The organism is Streptomyces sp. SM1 (genome assembly GCF_002910825.1).
Taxonomy (GTDB): domain Bacteria; phylum Actinomycetota; class Actinomycetes; order Streptomycetales; family Streptomycetaceae; genus Streptomyces; species Streptomyces okerensis.
Window position 1 is genome coordinate 1 of record NZ_NEUB01000724.1, and the last position, 18,301, is coordinate 18,301.

General features: G+C 69.3%; 7 protein-coding genes and 1 tRNA gene. 1 reads left to right on the plus strand and 7 read right to left on the minus strand.

The annotated features are described in order from the left end of the window. Positions 1 to 266 precede the first annotated feature (266 nt). Positions 267 to 500 (minus strand): chaplin ChpH, encoded by a 234-nt coding sequence (gene chpH / locus B9S61_RS20825; RefSeq protein ID WP_103543612.1) that lies wholly within the window; start codon positions 498 to 500, stop codon positions 267 to 269. 152 nt (positions 501 to 652) lie between these two features. Continuing rightward, positions 653 to 1,978, minus strand: a complete 1,326-nt coding sequence (locus tag B9S61_RS20830) for a M20/M25/M40 family metallo-hydrolase (protein WP_103543613.1) — start codon at positions 1,976 to 1,978, stop codon at positions 653 to 655. Positions 1,979 to 2,190: 212 nt separating this feature from the next. Here B9S61_RS20830 and B9S61_RS20835 point away from each other — a divergent pair. After that, positions 2,191 to 2,278, plus strand: a tRNA-Leu gene (locus B9S61_RS20835). Positions 2,279 to 2,374: 96 nt separating this feature from the next. On the opposite strand, the gene B9S61_RS20840 is transcribed toward B9S61_RS20835, so the two are convergent. From B9S61_RS20840 to B9S61_RS20860, 5 genes are all read right to left on the minus strand, one after another. After that, the gene (locus tag B9S61_RS20840; protein WP_258039764.1) at positions 2,375 to 3,073 is read right to left on the minus strand and encodes an HNH endonuclease; all 699 of its coding nucleotides are present in this window, start codon (positions 3,071 to 3,073) and stop codon (positions 2,375 to 2,377) included. A gap of 44 nt (positions 3,074 to 3,117) precedes the next feature. Next, positions 3,118 to 4,494, minus strand: coding sequence for an AAA family ATPase (locus B9S61_RS20845; RefSeq protein ID WP_103543614.1), 1,377 nt, complete (start codon positions 4,492 to 4,494; stop codon positions 3,118 to 3,120). Positions 4,495 to 4,588: 94 nt separating this feature from the next. Continuing rightward, on the minus strand, positions 4,589 to 6,733 hold the full coding sequence (locus B9S61_RS20850) for a UvrD-helicase domain-containing protein (RefSeq protein WP_103543615.1): 2,145 nt from the start codon (positions 6,731 to 6,733) through the stop codon (positions 4,589 to 4,591). Beyond that, a complete protein-coding gene (locus tag B9S61_RS20855) occupies positions 6,733 to 13,377 on the minus strand; it encodes a DEAD/DEAH box helicase (RefSeq protein ID WP_103543616.1) in 6,645 nt (2,214 codons plus the stop codon). The genes B9S61_RS20850 and B9S61_RS20855 overlap by 1 nt, the downstream gene beginning before the upstream one ends. A gap of 8 nt (positions 13,378 to 13,385) precedes the next feature. After that, a complete protein-coding gene (locus tag B9S61_RS20860; protein WP_103543617.1) occupies positions 13,386 to 18,299 on the minus strand; it encodes an Eco57I restriction-modification methylase domain-containing protein in 4,914 nt (1,637 codons plus the stop codon). Positions 18,300 to 18,301: the final 2 nt, after the last annotated feature.

Consider the following 18,301-nt stretch of genomic DNA (forward strand, 5'->3'; position numbering starts at 1 on the left):
GTCGCGCCGGAGTCGGCGTGGGCGGCGGCCGCGCCCGCGGCGAGCACACCCGTGGCGGCCGCCATCGTCATCAGGCCCTTGCGGGTGACCTGTCGCATTGCTGAAATCCCTGCCTTCGACCTGGTGCCGGGAAGTGGCGTCACGCTCTGCTTCCCGGTCTTCTGACGTTTCCGGGAGACCGGTCGGCCCCGGAGCGCATGGCACGCGCTCCGGGGCCGACGGGCTCGAGCCCTCAGCGGGCACGCCCCAGAGGGCGAGGCACAACGTCAGGCGTTGACGCAGGTGTTGCCGAAGGCGGGGTTCAGCAGACCGATCACGGAGACCGTGTTGCCGCAGACGTTCACCGGAACGTGGATCGGGGCCTGGATGACGTTGCCGGAAATGACACCCGGGGAGTGCACGGCGGCACCCTGGGCACCCGAGTCGGCGGCGGCCATGCCCGCGCCCGCGAGAACCAGACCACCCGTGGCAGCGGCGACGGCGACGACCTTCTTGAGCATTGTTCCTCCTTGTTGGCAAAGCGATCCAAAGTCGCGGATCACATCACGGGTAACGAGGAGGGAGTAATGAGGCTACGAGCTTATCGTCGCATTCACTCTTCCCGGTCAACTCTGCACGCCTGCACGATTATCGGGTTCATCGGCTTACCGGCTCAGGACGCGTCCAGGAAGCGGTCGAGCACCCGCACGCCGAACTTCAGGCCGTCCACCGGGACCCGCTCGTCGACCCCGTGGAACATCCCCGCGAAGTCCAGCTCCGGGGGCAGCTTCAGCGGCGCGAAGCCGAAGCAGCGGATGCCGAGGTCGTCGAAGGACTTGGCGTCGGTACCGCCGGAGAGCATGTACGGCACCGCCCTGGCGATCGGGTCCTCGGCGCTCAGCGCGGTCTGCATGGCGTCGACGAGCCGGCCGTCGAAGTCGGTCTCCAGCGCCTTGTCGGCGTGCACGTCCTCGCGCCGCACGCGCGGGCCGAGGATGCGGTCGAGGTCGGCGAGGAACTCCTCCTCGTGGCCGGGCAGGAAGCGCCCGTCGACGTGCGCGGTGGCCTGGCCGGGGATGACGTTGACCTTGTAGCCGGCTCCGAGCTGGGTGGGCGCCGCCGAGTTGCGCAGCGTGGTGCCGATCATCCGGGCGATGCCGCCGAGCTTGGCGAGGGTCTCCTCCATGTTCTCCGGGTCGAGCTCGGTACCGAGCGCGTCGGAGAGCTCGTCCAGGAACGCCCGTACCGTCTTGGTGACCCTGACCGGCCACTTGTGCCGGCCGAGGCGGGCGACGGCCTCGCACAGTTCGGTGATGGCGTTGTCGTCGTTGGTCATCGAGCCGTGGCCCGCGGTGCCGTCGACGGTGAGCCGCATCCAGTGCATGCCCTTCTCGGCGGTCTCGACGAGGTAGAGGCGCAGCTTCTCGTTGACGGTGAAGGAGAACCCGCCGACCTCGCCGATCGCCTCGGTGACGCCCTCGAACAGCCCGGGATGCTCGCGCACCAGGTGCTTGGCGCCGTAGGTGCCGCCGGCCTCCTCGTCCGCGAGGAAGGCGAGGACGATGTCGCGCGGGGGCTTGCGTCCGCTGCGCATCCGGTCGCGCACGACCGCGAGGGTCATGGCGTCCATGTCCTTCATGTCGACGGCGCCGCGTCCCCACACGCAGCCGTCGGCGACCTCCCCGGAGAAGGGGTGGTGGGTCCAGTCGTCCGCGTTGGCCGGCACGACGTCGGTGTGGCCGTGGATGAGCAGCGCGGGCCGGGACGGGTCCTCGCCCTCGATCCGGGCCACCGTGGAAGCGCGTCCCGGGTGCGACTCGAAGATCTGCGGTTCCAGGCCCACCTCGGCGAGCTTCTCGGCGACGTACTCCGCCGCCTTGCGCTCGCCGGGGCCCGAGTGGTCGCCGTAGTTGCTGGTGTCGATCCGGATCAGCTCGCGGCAGAGGTCCACGACCTCGTCCTCACCGGTGACGCCCTTGGCCGTGTCCGTCTCACTCACGTGCTTCCTCCCGCTGCTGGTGTCCCTGCTGGTGTTCGCGCTGGTGGGTCGTCCTCATCCTCCCTCCCCCGCGGGCCCACCCCAAGCCCCGGCCCGGCCCGTCACGCGCCGTTCACGCCAGGACGCGGCGGGGCGGGGTGATCGGCCACCCCGGAACACCTGGTAATGTTTACGTCGTCGCCGCAGGGGGAAACCCGCGCGACAGACACCTTGTCCGGGTGGCGGAATGGCAGACGCGCTAGCTTGAGGTGCTAGTGCCCTTTATCGGGCGTGGGGGTTCAAGTCCCCCCTCGGACACCAGTGAGGTCTTCGAAGGGCTCTTGGTCACCAAGGGCCCTTCGATATTTTCCCGTCAAGCCGGCGGCTTTGCCGCAGGTGGACACGAACCAGGCCGGGTCAGATCCCAGGCAGAAGAGCAGTACGAACGTCCGGGTCACGCAGCAGGTCGAGGGCTTCGGACTCCTCCGCGAAGATGTCTTCGGCACCGGGGGCGAGCGCCTGGTGGAACATGGCGTGGACGACGTCGGCGGTCGGCTGTTCCCAGATGGTGACCGCGCAGTCCGCGGCGTCCTCCAGGTCACCCTTGTCGACGGCGACGCGCCATTCCCTCAGCAGGAGCGGGGTGATCCGGTAGGCGTTGAGCCGCCCTCGGACGAGGATGCCCCGGTTGAGGCCGAAAACCTTGATCGTCTCCTTACCCTTGTCCGTGAGGTGCACGTACACGCCGGTACCGAGCGAGAGGTGCAGGTGTACCGCAGGGTCCTCGCTGCTCGGGTCGATGAGCAGGGGCGTGCCGTCGGCGGCCAGCGGGTAGACATCACGCTTCAAGTGGCTGTTGCACAGGGAGCACGCCAGGAGGTGGTTGCTCCAGTCGAAGGTCCGTAACGGATTCTCGCGGACGGGCTCGAAGTGGTCGATGTCCGTGCCCTGGTTGTCTCCGCAGTACATGCAGCGTTCCAGGCCGGGCGCCATCTCCGCCAGGGCTGTACGCAGGGCCGGGTGTACGTGCCTCCGTACAGTCGTGTGCTTCCATAACTGCTTCGCCCGCTGCCGTGGGACGGGTGCCTGCCCGATGTCGTCCGTGTGACCGGCCATGGCCGTCAGGGTCTGCCGCGGGAGGGCCCCTCGGGTGATGCGGATCACGAATCACCCCGGGTGCGGCCCGAGTGGCGCCGGACCGTGATCTCGTCGACGCGGGTCGCCGGGGAACTGGTCAGTTTGCGCTTCAGGGCCCGGTAGTGGGCCTTCTCCTCCTCGTTGGCACGGCCGCGCACCACGTCCAGTTCCAGGGCGATGAGCTCGTCCCGCTTCTGCTCGGCCTTCTCCGAGTACGGGGTGTCGAGCCCGAACAGGTCGGAGAGCACGGCGTCGTCCCCGCTGCCGAAGATGATGCGGTCGTAGAGGTGCTCGGGCACGACTTCCACCGGGCTGTCCTCGTCCGGGCCCGGGAGCCGGATCAGGCCGCCCGGGTCGGCCGCCTGGCAGATGTACGGGCTGTGCGTGGTGACGATGAACTGGATGTTCGGGAAGTGGGCCTTCAGCCAGCCGCCGATCCGCTTCTGCCAGGAGACGTGCAGATGGGCGTCGATCTCGTCGATGATGACGACGCCCGAACTCGGCACGTTCGGGACACCGTCGGTCGTGTCGAGGAGGAGTTCGCCGTAGGCGTCGTGGATCTGCTTGAGGATGTCCACGACCAGGGCGGCCACCGTCCGGTAACCGTCGCTCATCTCCCGCAGCGGGAACTTGTGGTTCCCGTTCCTGACCCACAGGCCTTCGGAGTCGACGCTGTCGATGCGGTAGTCGTCGGGGAGGAGACTGTCACCGAGGATGGCCAGCGCGGCGGCCTTGAGGTCCCGGGCACCCTCGCGGTCCTCGAAGGCGCGCAGATGCTGCTCGATGAGCCAGCTCACCCCCTCGGCCAGGGAGGCGTCCTCGTGGAAGAGGCTGGTCAGCCGGGCGACAGGACCCGAGGTGGACATCAGCCGCTGGATGTCGCTGGAACCGCCCGCCAGTCTGCGGAAGGGGCCGTACCCCGCGCAGAACCATCCCACGGGGTTGTCGGCCCACGGGCCGCGCAGGGCGACGGGGCGCGCCTTCTGGTAGCCGATGGGCATCAGCGACGGCTGGCCGGACCTGCTGGAGCCCGGCTTGCCGGAGAGCGACCCCTCGTTGGAGGCGGTCCACCGCAGCCCGGCCCAGATGGGCAGGGCCGGGCGCCTTCCCGCCGTGAACTCATCGTCCTCGGCGTCGTGGACCAGGCACACCTCCGCCTTCGCCACCCTCTCGTCCCGGGCGACCCAGGTCTCGAACCCGGGAACGAGACTTCGGGCGACCCCCGGCCCGCTGACCGCTAGAGCGAGTGCGCGCAGCAGCGTCGTCTTCCCCGAGCCGTTACGGCCGGCCAGCACCGTCCAGCCGGCGTACGAGCCGTCGGGCCGGGTCAGGTCGAGGTCGACTGTGCGTGCACCGTGGAACGACCTGATGTTCCGTAGGCGCAGATTCTTGAGGTACATATCTCGTCCGCCCGCATCCCGTTCAGAGGTGGGAGCCGAACAGCGGCCGGCTCCGCGGCGACTGTAACGTGCTGCTCCGACAAAACACCCCAGGTCAGTGACCACCCTCCAGGAACGGGCTGCGTGGGCCCGCCCAGGTGATGGCGAGCTGTTCGCGGGCCCTGGTGGCGGCGACGAACAGCAGGGAGCGTTCGCGCTGCAGGTCACGCTGGTGCTGCAGACGGTCCTCGGACGCGGGGGTCATGGCACCGGGCTGGGGAACGTGGTCCGCGCCGACGCCGATGATCGCGACCGCGCGGTACTCCAGCCCCTTGATCCGGTGCATCGTCATCACGTGCACTCCGGCACCGATCTCCGGGGTCTGCCGTGACATCACCTGGACGGCCTTGATGCCCGCGCCGTTCAGCGCTTCCACCGCCGCCTTGACGAGCTTGTTGGTCCGGGCGGTGACGACGATCTCGTCCTCCTTCAGCCCTTCTCCCAGCCAGCCCTTGATCCGGGTGATCAGGCCGGCGAGCTCGGCGGCCGTGGAGGGGTACTCGACGAACTCCGGCCTGGCTCCCCCGAGGACGGACCGGTAGCCCGCCAGGTCCTCGGTCGAGTCGTCGAGGTCGTCGAACTTCGCGTCGCCCAGCAGGCTCAGGGAGGTGCCGAGGATCTGCCGGGTGGTGCGGTAGTTCAGGGTGAGCCGCTTGGAGCGTCCGCCTCGCACGTTGATGCCGTGGGCGCTCAGCGGGGTCTGGTTGCCGTAGATCCTCTGGTGGGCGTCGCCGACGATGAACAGGTCGTCCTCGCCGTCCGGGACCAGTGCCCGCAGCAGCTTCCAGTGCGCGGCGTGCAGGTCCTGGGCCTCGTCCACGACGATGTGCCGGTACGGGCGCGTCTCGTCGTTCCAGCCGGAGGCGATCCGGGCGGCCTGGGCGGCGAGCTGGGTGACGCCGACCTCGCCGGCCGCGTCCAGCCGGTGTTCGAAGGCTTCGATCAGCCCCCACACCTGGGCGCGTTCGGGGCGGTTGAGGCGTCTGCCGCGGCCGGCCCGGCCGGCGGCGAAGTACGCGTCGCGGCTGCGTACGTCCTGGGCCAGGACGACCTGCTTCCACTCCGCCTCGAGGAAGCGTGCGTCCCAGCGGTGTGACTGCGGCTCGTCGGCGACTTCCTCCCAGCGCGTGCGGATCTCGTCGTCACCGAGCGGCTTCGGGGTCTTGGTGCCGAAGATGTCCTTGGCTATGCCGTAGGAGACCTTGTCGATGTTGCGGACGTCGACCTTCGCCGTGAGCTGTGCGCCGCCGAGGTCCTCCAGCAGGGAGCGCAGCAGTTCGGCGAGGGTGGTGGTGTAGGTGGTGAGCAGGATCGCCTGGCCCGGCGGCATCCGTTCGGCCAGGGCCCTGACCCGGTGGAGGGCCACGACGGTCTTGCCCGTGCCGGGGCCGCCGGTGACGCGCACCGAGCCCTTGTTGGGGGTCTTGCGCTCGGCCAGGGCGCGCTGTGCCGGGTGCAGGAAGATCCGCCAGGCCGACAGCGGCTCGGACATGATCTGCTTGAACTCGGCGACGTCGCCGGTGATGACGAACGACTCCTTGGTCGCGGGGCGTTCGTTGGCGGCCTCGTAGTCCTCCGGGTCGACGGTGTCGCTGGTGGCGGCCACCGAGCTGACCTGTTCCCAGACCTGCTCGACGGTCATGCCGTCGGCGAGGCAGAGGATGACGTCCCGGGCGAGTTTCGGCAGGTGCTCGACGAAGCCGAGGATGGCGTCGACGCTGCGGATCTCCCGCAGGGCGGGGACGACCGAGGGGTGGACGCCGAGCCGGTCGAAGTCCGCGTCGGAGACCTCGGCGAAGACCGACGGCTCGGCCTGCCGTGCGGAGGCCTTGGCGGGCTGTCCGCTGAGGGTGCCCTCGACACTCGCCAGGTTGATCAGTTCGACACCGCCGGTGACCTTGTTGATGTCGAAGATGATGTGGGAGGCGAGGGTGTAGGCGTCGTCGTGCGGCAGTACCGCGACCAGGTAGTAGATCCGGTCGGCGTAGTGCATCAGCACGGCCCGGAAGTTGTCGTTGATCCTGGCCGTGCGGACCCGCTTGTCCCGGCCGCCCTTCGGCGGCTTGAGGTTGAGTCCGTTGGCGTCCGGGTCGCGCTGCATCTTCATGATGAACTGCAGCACCTGCGCCTGGACGGCTCCGTCCAGGGCGTCGTAGTACTTGCCGAAGACGTCTGCCATGACGACCTGGGCCTTGGACATCAGCGGTTCTCCAAACGCTCGGCCAGCTCGGCCACATCAACAGTTTCGGCGTGGGCGACGTGCCAGCCGGCCGCCGCGAACGCCGCGTCCCGGTCCTCGTTCGTGTCGAGGAAGACGGCCACCCTGGCGTCGGGCCAGGCGAGTTCCGCCTGCTCCGACAGCCGTTCGTCGAGCTCGAAGCCGACCTCCGGCGCGCCGTAGCGGCGCGTGTGGGCTTCCTTGACGAGGGCGAACAGCAGTTCCTCGACCTGGGGCGCGGCCCACTCGACCGCTTCCGCCCAGGGCTGCGGCAGTTGCTCGGGCACGCCGCTCGTGGTCGGCAGCGCGCCCGCGAGGAGGGCGACCGCGTGCGCGTCCACCTGTCCGGCCGTGGACGCGGCCACCTGGTGGAACGAGCGCGGCAGGGCGGGACCGTGGGTGCCCGTCAGCAGTTGCAGCAGGTTGGACCAGCGCAGCCAGTCGGCCCACCGCCGGCGGTGGGCGGGCTCGGCGACGGCCTCGTCACGGTCGTCGAGGACGGTGAAGGCGGACCAGGCGGACATGCCGGGCTGTCCGGTGGAGGGCTCGGCCCTCCGGTCGAGCAGGCCGATGACGCGCAGCCCGCCCGGTGTGCGGGCGTCCAGTGCCATGGCGTCGGCGGCCGGCCGGCCCACTGCGGTGGGCAGGGGGTCGCCGGCCAGTATCCGCGGCAGTCGCTCGCCCACGGCCTGCCGGTCGACCGGCTGCCGCGACGCCCCGCCCCCGGCGAAGCCGCCGATCAGGGCGGCGGCCTTGCGGGCCCACTTCTCCGCGTCCGGATCGGCCAGTACCGCCAGCAGGGTTTCGATCGGATTGCGCAGCACCGGGTCCAGGGTGTCCTCCGGACGTGCGCCGCCGGTCAGGGACTGGTGGATCTGCCGGGCCGTCCGCAGCGCGTGGTCGCCGAGGAGCGGTTCCGCGGGCGTGCGCACCTCGCGGTCGGCCGAGGTTCCCTCCACGGCCGCCTTCCAGGCCATGACGTCGGCGTGGGTGAACTGCCACACCTGTGTGCCGTCGGCGCGCAGCGCCTCGCGCTTGGCCGCGTCGTCGGCGATCCGGTTGATGCCGGCGCTGGCGTGGTACGCGTAGCCGTCGAGGAAGACGGCGATACGGGTGGAGGGCCCGTCGATCCGGGTCAGCAGGTAGTCCGGCTCGCTGGGCGCGGAGGTCAGCTGGCGTACGTGGTCCTGGAAGAGCCAGCGGGTGGTGCCGCCGTCGGGCCGGGTGAAGCGCAGCTCGTACTCCATGCCGCGTTCGCCGGCGCGGGGCGTCACCGTGCCGGTCTCCTGCGGGCGGCTGCCCCACTCGACGAGGGTGCGGACGAACTGTGCCTCCAGTTCGCTGTCGGCGAGCTGGTCGATGCGCACGCCGGACAGGGTGTCGACGTCCTCGGTGTCCCAGTCGGTGAGGATCTCGTCGAGGAGTTCCCGGGCGACGCGCAGCGAGGCGTGGGGGTGTTCGTCGCTTCTGACGTGCGGCAGCAGGCACCGGTGGCAGGGGGTGCGGATGTTCTCCTTGCCGCAGGGGCAGTCCCGCAGCGCGGTCTGGGCGAGGGTCAGCACCCGGTGCAGCACGGTGCGGTCGGCGAGGTGTTCCAGGTAGCCCGTGCCGCCCGGCATGGAGTCGTGCAGGACGAGGAACCGGCGGCGCAGCTCCTGCGTGCCGCCCGGCATGGTGGCCGTGACGACCCGCAAGTGGTCGGGGGCGCCGCCGAAGTGCTTGGTGATGCCCAGCAGCAGCGCCGCCTTGAAGGACACCAGCCGGGTCTCCAGGTGCAGGGTGGAGAAGGGCAGCAGGATCCGCAGCGCCTGGGTCGTCAGCTCGTGTGCGAGGACGAGCCGCCGCACCGGTTCGGCGTCGATCCCGTCGTCCTTGTGGCCGCACCAGTACGCGTGCCGGGTGCCGATCCGCTGGGCGCTGCGGTCCCATGCCTGCGGGTGCGCGCCGCGTACGGCCCCGCATTCCAGGCAGGTCTCGAAGCCGGGGACCTGGACCTGCTCCCCGGCGATCTGGTGCTCGGGGCCCGCGAGGGCGGCCGGTCCGAGGTTGAGGGTGCGGATGGTGGCCTCGCGCGCGAACTCGACACCGAACGGCAGGTCCCCCTTCCGCTTCCAGGCCCGCAGCCCCTGGGGCTGGTCCGGGTCGATGTCGACCAGTGTGAGGTCGGCGAACCGGCGCCGTTCGCGCTCGTCGCGCTCGTCGGTGAGCCGTGCGTCCTCGCGGCGTTCGCGGGCGGTGACACGCTCGGGCACGAGGACGGTGTGCAGCGCGCCCGGGTCGCCGATCTGCGCGGCCCGGCAGCGGGGGCAGGCGGTCAGGTCGGGGCCGCTCTCGGCGGTGGCGACGTAGCCGCACTCGGGGCAGAGACGCCACTGGGCGTAGGCGGTGTCGCCCTCGCCGGCGCCCAGGTCGACGCCGTTGACGATGTACTTGTAGCCGTCGCTGTGGAAGGTGTTGCCGGGCGCGAGCTCCAGCAGGCCGGTGCGCGAGCCGCGCCCGTACTCGGTCAGTTTCTCCTGGAACTCGCCGTCGGCGTCCTTCCACCACAGGGTCGCGTCCAGGAGCGTGGCGTCGTCGTGCAGCGTGTAGTTGGGCAGCAGGCCGAGCCGGACCATGGCGTTGACCGAGTTCTCGCCGACCAGGGCGTCCCGGCGCTTGTTGACGGACCTGCGCTCCGCGTAGAGCTGGCGGCGCTGTTCGTCGCGTTCGCGGTCGCCGGAGGCGGTGGACAGGGCGTCGAAGGCGCGGCCGATCTGCCGGGAGCGGGAGCGCAGCGCCTCCAGGCGCTTGCGCCAGGCGGTGGCGGCCTTGCCCACCGACTCCTCCAGCTTCAGTCCGGCGAACTGCCGCAGCCCCTGCTGGGCCTCCGGCGACATGGCGGGGAAGAGTGCGATGAAGGAGGAGGCGAGTTCGGCGTGGCGGGCCTGGGCGACGTCCAGGAAGCGGCGGAACCAGCCGTCCGCGGCCAGCCCTCGGGTGAAGAGCGCACCGATGCGGTGCGGCATGGGCTCCTCGGGCATCGCCGTCCCCTGCCAGAGGCTGCGGTCGGCGGCCCGGTCCAGCAGGTACGCCAGGTACTGGCGGTGCAGGATCTCGGAGGCGTCGAGGTAGCAGTCCGGCGGGATGATCCGCCCGGCGAGCATCTGCTCGGGTGCGTGCAGGTAGTACTGGTTGCGGGCGCCGCGCGGTACGAAGGTGACGGTGAGCGAGTTGCCGGTGCTGCGTCCGGCGCGGCCGATGCGCTGCGCGTAGTTGGCGGGCGCGGGCGGCAGGGAGGCCAGCAGTACGGCGGACAGGTCGCCGATGTCGATGCCGAGTTCGAGGGTGGGCGTACAGGTCAGCACGTTCGGGTCGAAGGGCGCGCGGCGCAGCTTGAAGGCCTGCTCGACCTCCTCGCGGCGGGCCCGGCTCAGGGCGCCCGTGTGCTCGGCGGTGAGGACGTCTCCGGGGCGGTCGACGGTGTAGAGGCGGCGGTAGTAGTCGTCGCGGTAGTCGCGGTCGTCGGTGGTGAAGGTACCGGTGCACTGGAAGCGCAGGCAGGGGGTGCCGAGCCAGTCGTCGCGCCGGCCGGGCGGCACGGTGTGGCGCCAGGTGCAGCTGTCGCAGCGGACGCCGTAGTCGTTGACGGCGGCGCCGTAGGCGTCGGCGTCGGGTGACGACGGGTCGGTGGCGAGGCTGTGCACCATGATGGTGCGCGGCCGGAGCGCGAAGACGGTCGCGCCGCCGTCGCCGGGGTAGGTGGCCAGCACCTCGCGCTGGGCCAGCAGCTTCATCGCCTGCTCGGCGACGGCGCGGGCCTCGCGCCGTTCGCAGCCGAGGGCCCGGTGGCCCCAGTCGGCGAACCAGGTGTTGTCGCGGTTGAGGGAGTCGAAGTCGGAGGCCGCGGTGCGTCCGAGGATCGGGAAGGTCGGTGCGGCGAGGCCGCGGGGGAAGGCGGGCATTCCGGTGGGCCGTCCGCCCCAGATCGGCCAGCGGCGGGCGCCGGCCTGCGCGATGTACTCCTTCAGCCAGGGGTGGAACAGCGCACCGCGCAGCCGCATCCGCTCGAGGAGCCCGCGCAGGTAGATCTGGTACGCGGTGTCGTCGGCGGGGAGCGTGATCTGGCCGGGGAGGCGCTGGTGGGCCTGCCGCAGCAGCCCGGCGACGGTGGCGGCGTCGGGCAGTTCCACCTCGGCGGCGGCGGTACGGGTCAGTTCGAGGGTGCGTCCGAGGCGGGAACGCAGGCCGAACTCCATCAGGGTCTGGAAGACCATGCGGTCCTGCAGCATGTACGCGCCCGCGTCGCTGAACCCCTCGCCGGTGAGGAGGGTGCGGATCTCCGGGTTGTCCCGCAGGTCGGGCGGGACGATCGAGGCGAGCTTGCTCCGCTCGCCCTTCTCGGCGGCCGTCACGACGGCTTCGGCCGCGTCGGTGGCGAGGTCGTGCACGGCGACGGGTACGCCCGGCTTGAGCTGCTCGGCGAGCAGCCCGCGGAAGGTGAAGCCGAAGCTGCGGTTGGCGATGAACGCGGCCCGGTGCGTGGCGTCCTGCACGGAGTCGGTGAAGACGAGCAGCTTGCGTTCGTCGTCGGTCAGGCCCCGGTCGGAGAAGAGCTGGGTGGTGGTGACGGAGGCGAGGGTGGCGGTGCCCGCGCCGAGGAAGCGCATGCCGTCGGCGAGGTCGCAGGACGGGCACCGGTCGCCCGCGCCGGCGGGGACCGGCCCGGAGACGGTGAGCACGGGCACGGTCTCGCTGCCGGCCACGGTCCGCAGCTCGCCTTCCTCGGCGTGCAGGAAGACGGGGGTGTGCTCGCCGGGCCTGGCGCGGATCATCCAGCGCACGGCGCGGTTGTTCTGGGCGGAGGCCCGGTAGATCTCCAGCGGCTTGGTCTTGAGCTGCTGCCACTCCAGGTCCGTGGAGAGCGCCGCCCACCCCGAGCGTCCGCAGTGACGGCAGTACACGGCGGGAAGGTGGGCGCGGTAGGCCGGGCCGACGGGCCGGACGAACGGGGCGGGGGCGTCGGCGCCGGGGCTTTTGTCCGCTTCGGCGTCGGCGGTGCTGTCCACCTCGGCGGCGGGGTAGATGGCGAGGTTGGCCGGGTTGGGCTGGGTGTCTCCGGTGGGGCCGTCGTCGTCGAACCAGCGGAAGTGCGGGGTCGCCGTCGCGGCGCGGATGACACGGCGTACCTCGCGCACCCAGAGCTGCGCCTCTACGCGCAGGAACGGGCCGATGCGGCCGGTGTCGGGGTCCTCGGCGCGGGCGGTCGACACGAGGGCGAGGAGTCGGGCGAGGCCGGTCGCTACCCGGTCGATATTGGTACGGGCCGCCTCGTCCCAGGCCGCGCCGCCGCCGCGCTTGGCGAACTCCCGGGCGATGTCGGGGACCGTGACGGGGAGGCCGCCGGCGACGTCGAGGAGAGCCCGGATGAGGTTGTGCTGGCGGAGTTTCCTGCCGAGTTCGAGGGGGTCGGCGAAGTCCATGCCGACGACGAGTTCCGCCAGTCGGTGGATGGCGGCGGGGTCGTCGAGGGGGTCCGGGACCGCGGCGAGGTCGGCCGGTGAGGGGACGGGGAGGAGGAAGTCCGGCTCGGCGACGAAGTCGGCGGGCGACTGGCGGTCCTCGCCGATGAGGGCGGTGTCGGGGAAGGGCGTCCCGAAGACCTTCTCGGCGAATTCGAGGAGGAGTTCACGGTCCGACTTCTGCGGGCCGTCGGCGTCCGGGGCGACCTCGTCGGCGGGGGCGCCGCCGCCGAGGGTGGCGGAGGTGGCGACGGGGGTGATGGTGCCGAGCGGGCGGCCCGGTTCCGCCTTGCCGGTGGCCGCTCCGAGGCGGCGCATCAGCATGGCGACGTCGGTGCCCTGGGCGCCGTCGTAGGTGTGGAACTCGTCCAGGACGACGTAGGTCAGCCCGCCGTCCTTCCAGAGCGGCACGTCCGGGATCCGCTGGAGGAGGAGGTCCAGCATCTTGTAGTTGGTAAGGAGGAGGTCCGGCGGGTTGGCCCGGATCGCCTCGCGGTCGGTGATCAGGCGGCTGTCGGGCGACAGCCGGGCGGGGGTGATCGTGCTGGCGCCGGCCTCGCGGGCGTAGGAGCCGGGGGCGTCCTCGTCCTCGTCCTCCGGGGGTCGGTTGCCGGCGGTTCCGCCGATGTAGACGCCGGCGGTGACGGAGGAGAGGGCGGGGTTCTTGGCGAGCAGGTCGTCGATACGGCGGGCCTGGTCGTCGGCCAGCGCGTTCATCGGGTAGAGCAGGAGTGCCTTGACGCCCTTCACTCCGGCGGCTCGGGCGCGGGCGCAGTGGTCCAGGATCGGGATCAGGAACGACTCCGTCTTGCCGGAGCCGGTGCCGGTGGTGACGATCGTCGGCTCGGGAGCGTGGCCCGACTTGCTGGACAGGCGTTGCCAGGCGGTGGCTTGGTGGGTGTAGGGGCGGAGGTCGGGGTGCCAGTCGAGGGCCTTCTCCCAGCCGGGGGGTGCCTCTCGGAAGGGGGTACGGACACGGAGGTACGGGCCTCGGAAGAGCCTGCTCTCCGGCCGCTCCAGGAACGCCTCGAGCTCCTCGCGGACGTCGTCGTCGGCGAGCGCGAAGCTCGTCGTCAGGTACGCGGCGAGGGCACGACGCAGATCCTCGGCGGCCAGAGAGGGAAGCATGGCGGTGACTACTTGCCTTCCGGGGCGGGGGTGGGCGCGGGCGTGGTGAGGGGGTGCTCGGCGAGGTAGGCGGCGTAGTCGCCGTACTCGCCGGCGTGGAGGCGGGCGGTGAAGTCCGCGTGGGCGCGGGTCATCTCTGCCTCGCGGTTGGGCTTCACCCAGCCTTCGGGGATGGCGGGGGTGGGGTCGCCGGCGCGAGCGGCCTTGGCCCAGGCCTTGACGAAGGCGGTCTCCTCCGGGGTCTGGCGGATGCCTACGTTGTGCGTCGCCGCGCCGATCTTGTGACCGTCGGGGGCGAAGAACATCTCCCACTCGTACTTGCGGAGCACGGCGAACTGGGAGCGGTACATCGCGCAGAGCTGCTCGGCGGTGAGGCCGAGCATGACGGCGACGATCGCATCGATCTCAACTAGGGCCATGCGGCGGTCATACTCGGTGCGGAGGGGGGTTGCCATCGACCAGGAGGGCTCGACGGCCTGGATCGGCGGGCGGGGAGAATTGCGGTCAGTCCAGCGGTCGGTGAGCCATGCAGGTTCAAAGAGCTCTTCCCAGATAGGGGCGTAGTCGCGGGTGAGACAGTTGAGGCGAAGAGCACGAAGGAGAAGCGGTGTGGCGACTGGATGATTTAGCGGAGCAGGGAATCTGTAAATCGCCTCACCTTGAACATCTGCTTTCCCGGAAATTTTCACCAAGTAGTCAAATGGCAACCCAACCCATAGGCCACTCAGCACCGCAGTCTGATGGGTAGTAGACATAGTCATCGTATGCACGGTATTTACATGAGTAGGTCCAGGAGGAAGGAGCGCAGCCTGGAGGGTTCTCTCTGTGATTGGGTCAACCATGCGACGCCACGCGACGCGATAGTAGGAACTGGGAGCACGCCCGGACCAATCCCCTTGAGCACCAGCAAATTCGACGATCGAACACGCGCGCTGATAATTCGTGCGCGGCAAGACAGAGACAGCAAGAGATTCTAGCGATTGAGCCGAGTAGTCTTTATTCGACTTGCACCCCGGATTGGGCTCCTTGGAAAATGGCGTTGCAACTGAAAAATGGGGACCCTGTAGAATTACATCAGACCAGCTTGAGGGAGTCTCCGTTCGGCGCTCAATAATCCCGTCCTCCTTCGCCCCTTTTTCATGCAGAGCAGAAGTCCACCAGAATTCATAGTCCCCAAGGCGCAGAGGAAAAGAAGAGAGCGCAATCGATGCTTCATTGTCCCTCTTCGTCAAAGTACGAAGCATCCTGGCCTCCACTTCCGGCGTCCCCTCAGGGTCCACCAGCGCCGCCCATGCACCCAAAGTCAGGCCATCAACGTTAATTAGGCGATTACGGTGCGGCCGAAGATCCCAACCGCCAGACTCAAACTGCCTTCCAGGCTCCTCTCCGAACCCATTATGCGCGATCGATTCGTCAACAGTAGACGGGTGGAGAAGGCCTGAAGAATTAATGAAGGAAACATCCCTAACTTCACCATAGACATGAATCGCGTAATCCCTCGTATTGCCGATCTCGAACAGCTTTAGTTCATTTCGAAACTGGAAATGTCGCCTTAGCCTCTGGTATGCCGCACTACGTAGTGCGCCACCCTTCGGATCAGTAAAGTGCGTATCCGGGTGAACGAGGCCAGAAATTCCTGAACTGCCCAAATTCCGCCACACTTGAGAGACAAAATTAGTGTAGAAGTTTGTCTGCAATCCAGCCAAGACAGGGTTCTCGATTGCGGACCCGAGGTGCGCACTTGCGCCAGCCCATGAATTGAGTTCCGTCAAGTAACCACGAAGGTTCGACGAATCCCTTAGGACTACATCACGATGCATCGATTTCACCTTCTCGCTTGCAGTGCCCGCTAGACCGAACCACGGATCATATTCAGCGAGAGTGAGGTCATCGTCCCATGTAGGCCTATGCCAAGGCGGATTCCCCACTTGCAAATCAAAACCACCACGCTCGAACAGGTGAGCAAATTCCAGCTCCCAGTGGAAGAACCCCTCCCTCCGAGTGATCGAGTCCACCTCACTCAGCCATAGGAATTGAGCCGTCACCAACGGCAATTCCACGCACTGGCTCATAACTCGGTCGAACTCATCATCCATTGCCAGCTTCTCGAACTCGCCGGTATCGGCGAACAGACCGAATTCATCGTCTAGTCCTGCCGCACCGCCGCCAATACGACTGGACGACCTAGCCTTGGCCTTGGCAGCAGGAACCCCCAGCACCGCCTCGCAGAATGACAGCCACTCCTCCATGGTTGGCGGCGTCGGCGTGTCAGGCTGGCCCACCGGCCAGAACCACAAGGCGCACCAGGCGTCCATGACCAGCTTCAGCCGGCCGCGCGGCGAGCCCGGCTCGTTGAGGGCGCTTTCGATCTGCTCGCGGGTCACATCCCCCGATGCCTTGGGCAGCGGCTTGTCAGGTTCGACCTCCCAGACGTCAATCTGGCGCCGTACCTCCCGCTCACTCACGATCAGGCGGCGCTTCGCCAGCTCCCACAGCCGCTCGACCCGGGTCGCCAGCGCGAGCAGCCGCTTGCCCTGGGCCGCGGACAGGGTCGCGGTGACGGCCTTGCGCCACTCCGCAAGTGCATCGCGCTCGTCCTTCGCCAGCTCCTTCGCCTGCTTGGCGTCGGTGACCGCGCCCCATCCCTTGGCCGGCAGCAGGAAGTGGTGGATCTCCTCGCCCGCCTGGAGCTGTCCCTCCTCGGCCCCGGCACGCAGCGGCCGGTCCGTCGGGACCGTCGTCAGCCAGGCCTTCTTCTTCAGGGCCTCCGCCGCGTACACCGCCCGCCGCGCGCCGATCAGCGAGTTGCCGCGCCGCAGGTGCAGGCCGAACCAGGGGGCCTTCAGGCCCTCGTGCATCGAGTTGAGCCAGAGCGAGACCTCCGCCAGCTCCACGGCCGTCTGGTTGAGGTCGACACCGTACGAGTTGTGCAGCGCGAGGTACGCCTTGACCTTCTGGAGTTCCGCCTCGTAGCGGTCCGGCGGCAGCTGCTCGCCGCCGAGTTCGGCCATCCGTCGCCGCAGGTACTCCGCCGCGAGCTGGTTGATGGCCTCGTTGAGGAACGCGCCGGAGCCCAGGGCAGGCTCGCACACCGTGAGGTCGAGGATGTCCCGCGCGGGTGTCGTCTGGCCGTCCTGGTCCAGCAGTTCCGCCAGCGCGTGCTTGACCGTGCTCCGGGTCAGGACTTCCGGCGTGTAGTACGACGCCGAGCGCTGCCGCTCACGCCCGGACAGGCGGTAGACGAACGTGCCCTTCTTGTGCAGGACCCTCTTCTTGGCGCCCGTCAGCTCGTCCGTCCGCTTGACGAACACGTCCTCGTCGTAGTTGTCCGCGTCCTTCAGCGGTACGACCCAGGTGCCGCTCAGCCCGTCGGAGTCCGGCTTGGCGACCTCGTACAGGTCGTCCCACGCGAAGAAGCCGGTGTAGGACATCAGGCCCTCGTACACCGCGCCCAGCTGGTTGATGCCGAGCTGGGCGTAGGAGATGAAGCCCTTGCCGGTGCCGCCGCCGGCCTTGCCGCGTCCACTGCGGCGGCCCTGCGTGAGCATCAACAGGTTGAGGACTCGCCACAGCACCTTGTTCCGCAGCCGCGTGTCGATCCGCTGTCCGTCGATCGACACCGTGCCGATCAGCGGGGTTGCGTCGGCCTTGAACAGGTCGCTGCGCAGCGCCTCGAAGCGCAGGCCGTCGGCGTCGAGGACGGTGACGTTGTCGTCGGAGGGCTTCTTCTCCGCGCCCAGGGGACGGTGGCCCTGGTCGACCAGGCGGAACAGCAGGTCCAGGGATTCGGCGAAGTGCGTGCCGTCCTGGGCCTCCTCCGGGAGGTCGTAGGAGACCAGTTCGCCGAGCCGTGCCAGGCCGTAGCCGTCCTGGTAGGCGTCGTCCTTGCTGGGCAGGATGCCGAGTTCGGGGCGGGCCTCCGCGTAGAGCAGGAACAGGATCCGGTAGAGGTAGCGCAGCGACTCGCGGGTGAGGCGGCTGGCGAGGTCGGCGGGGTCGCCCAGTTCCGCCGGGTCCGCACCGCCGTCCTTGATGCGGTCCAGGATCTCCTGGGCGATGAGCTCGACGGACTGGCGCAGACCTTCTCGGAGTTCCTTGGACACGCCGACCGCGTGCTTGCGGCCCTTGTCGACCAGGTTGTCCAGGTAGCCGGCGACGCCGCCCTCGGTGAGCAGCGACTCGGCGCCGAAGAGCGCGGCCACCGCTTCCAGTTCCTCGCCGTCCGCGCTGAGGTTGCGGTCCAGTGCCTCGTCCACGCTCACCGCGAGGAACCGGCCCTCGTGCCACGCCGTGCGGTCGGCGAGCAGGACGACGCCACCCGCGAGCAGCAGGACGTAGCGCGGTGCGTAGCCGTCGTCGCAGCCGAAGAGGAAGGTGACGGCCTCGTGCGCACCCGTGACGCGGTCCTTGCCGTCGAGCTGGATCGGGTCGAGCAGGCGGGCGCCGCCGTCCTCGACCTCCGCGACGACGAGCTCGCCGTCCACCTCCCAGGTGACGTCCAGGGCGACGAGTTCCACGCCGCTGAGGCTAGTAACGGCCAGCGCCACCGGCACCGACCGCTCCTTGTCGCCCTGCATGACGTCGAAGTCGCCGCGGTGCAGCCGGGTGTGAGTGGAACCCTCTGGTTCCGAAGTCTCCTCGGAGTCCTCGCTCTTCGGCGCGATGTACGCCAGCGCCGCCAACAGGCGGTCGTTGAGGTCCCGCACCTCGGGGCCGTCGACGGCGTCGTTCTCGGTGATGCGGACCTTGGCCTTGAAGTACTCGCGGCGCAGGTTCTTCACGCCCGACCGGGACGACGGCGTGCCGGCCCGGTCCGCCGAGGTCCAGCGCTTGCGCAGATCGGTGAGGTCGCGGGCGAACAGCTCGGCAAGGTAGTGGGCGGAGATGTACTCACCGCGGTTGGTGATCGCTTCGAATGCCACGG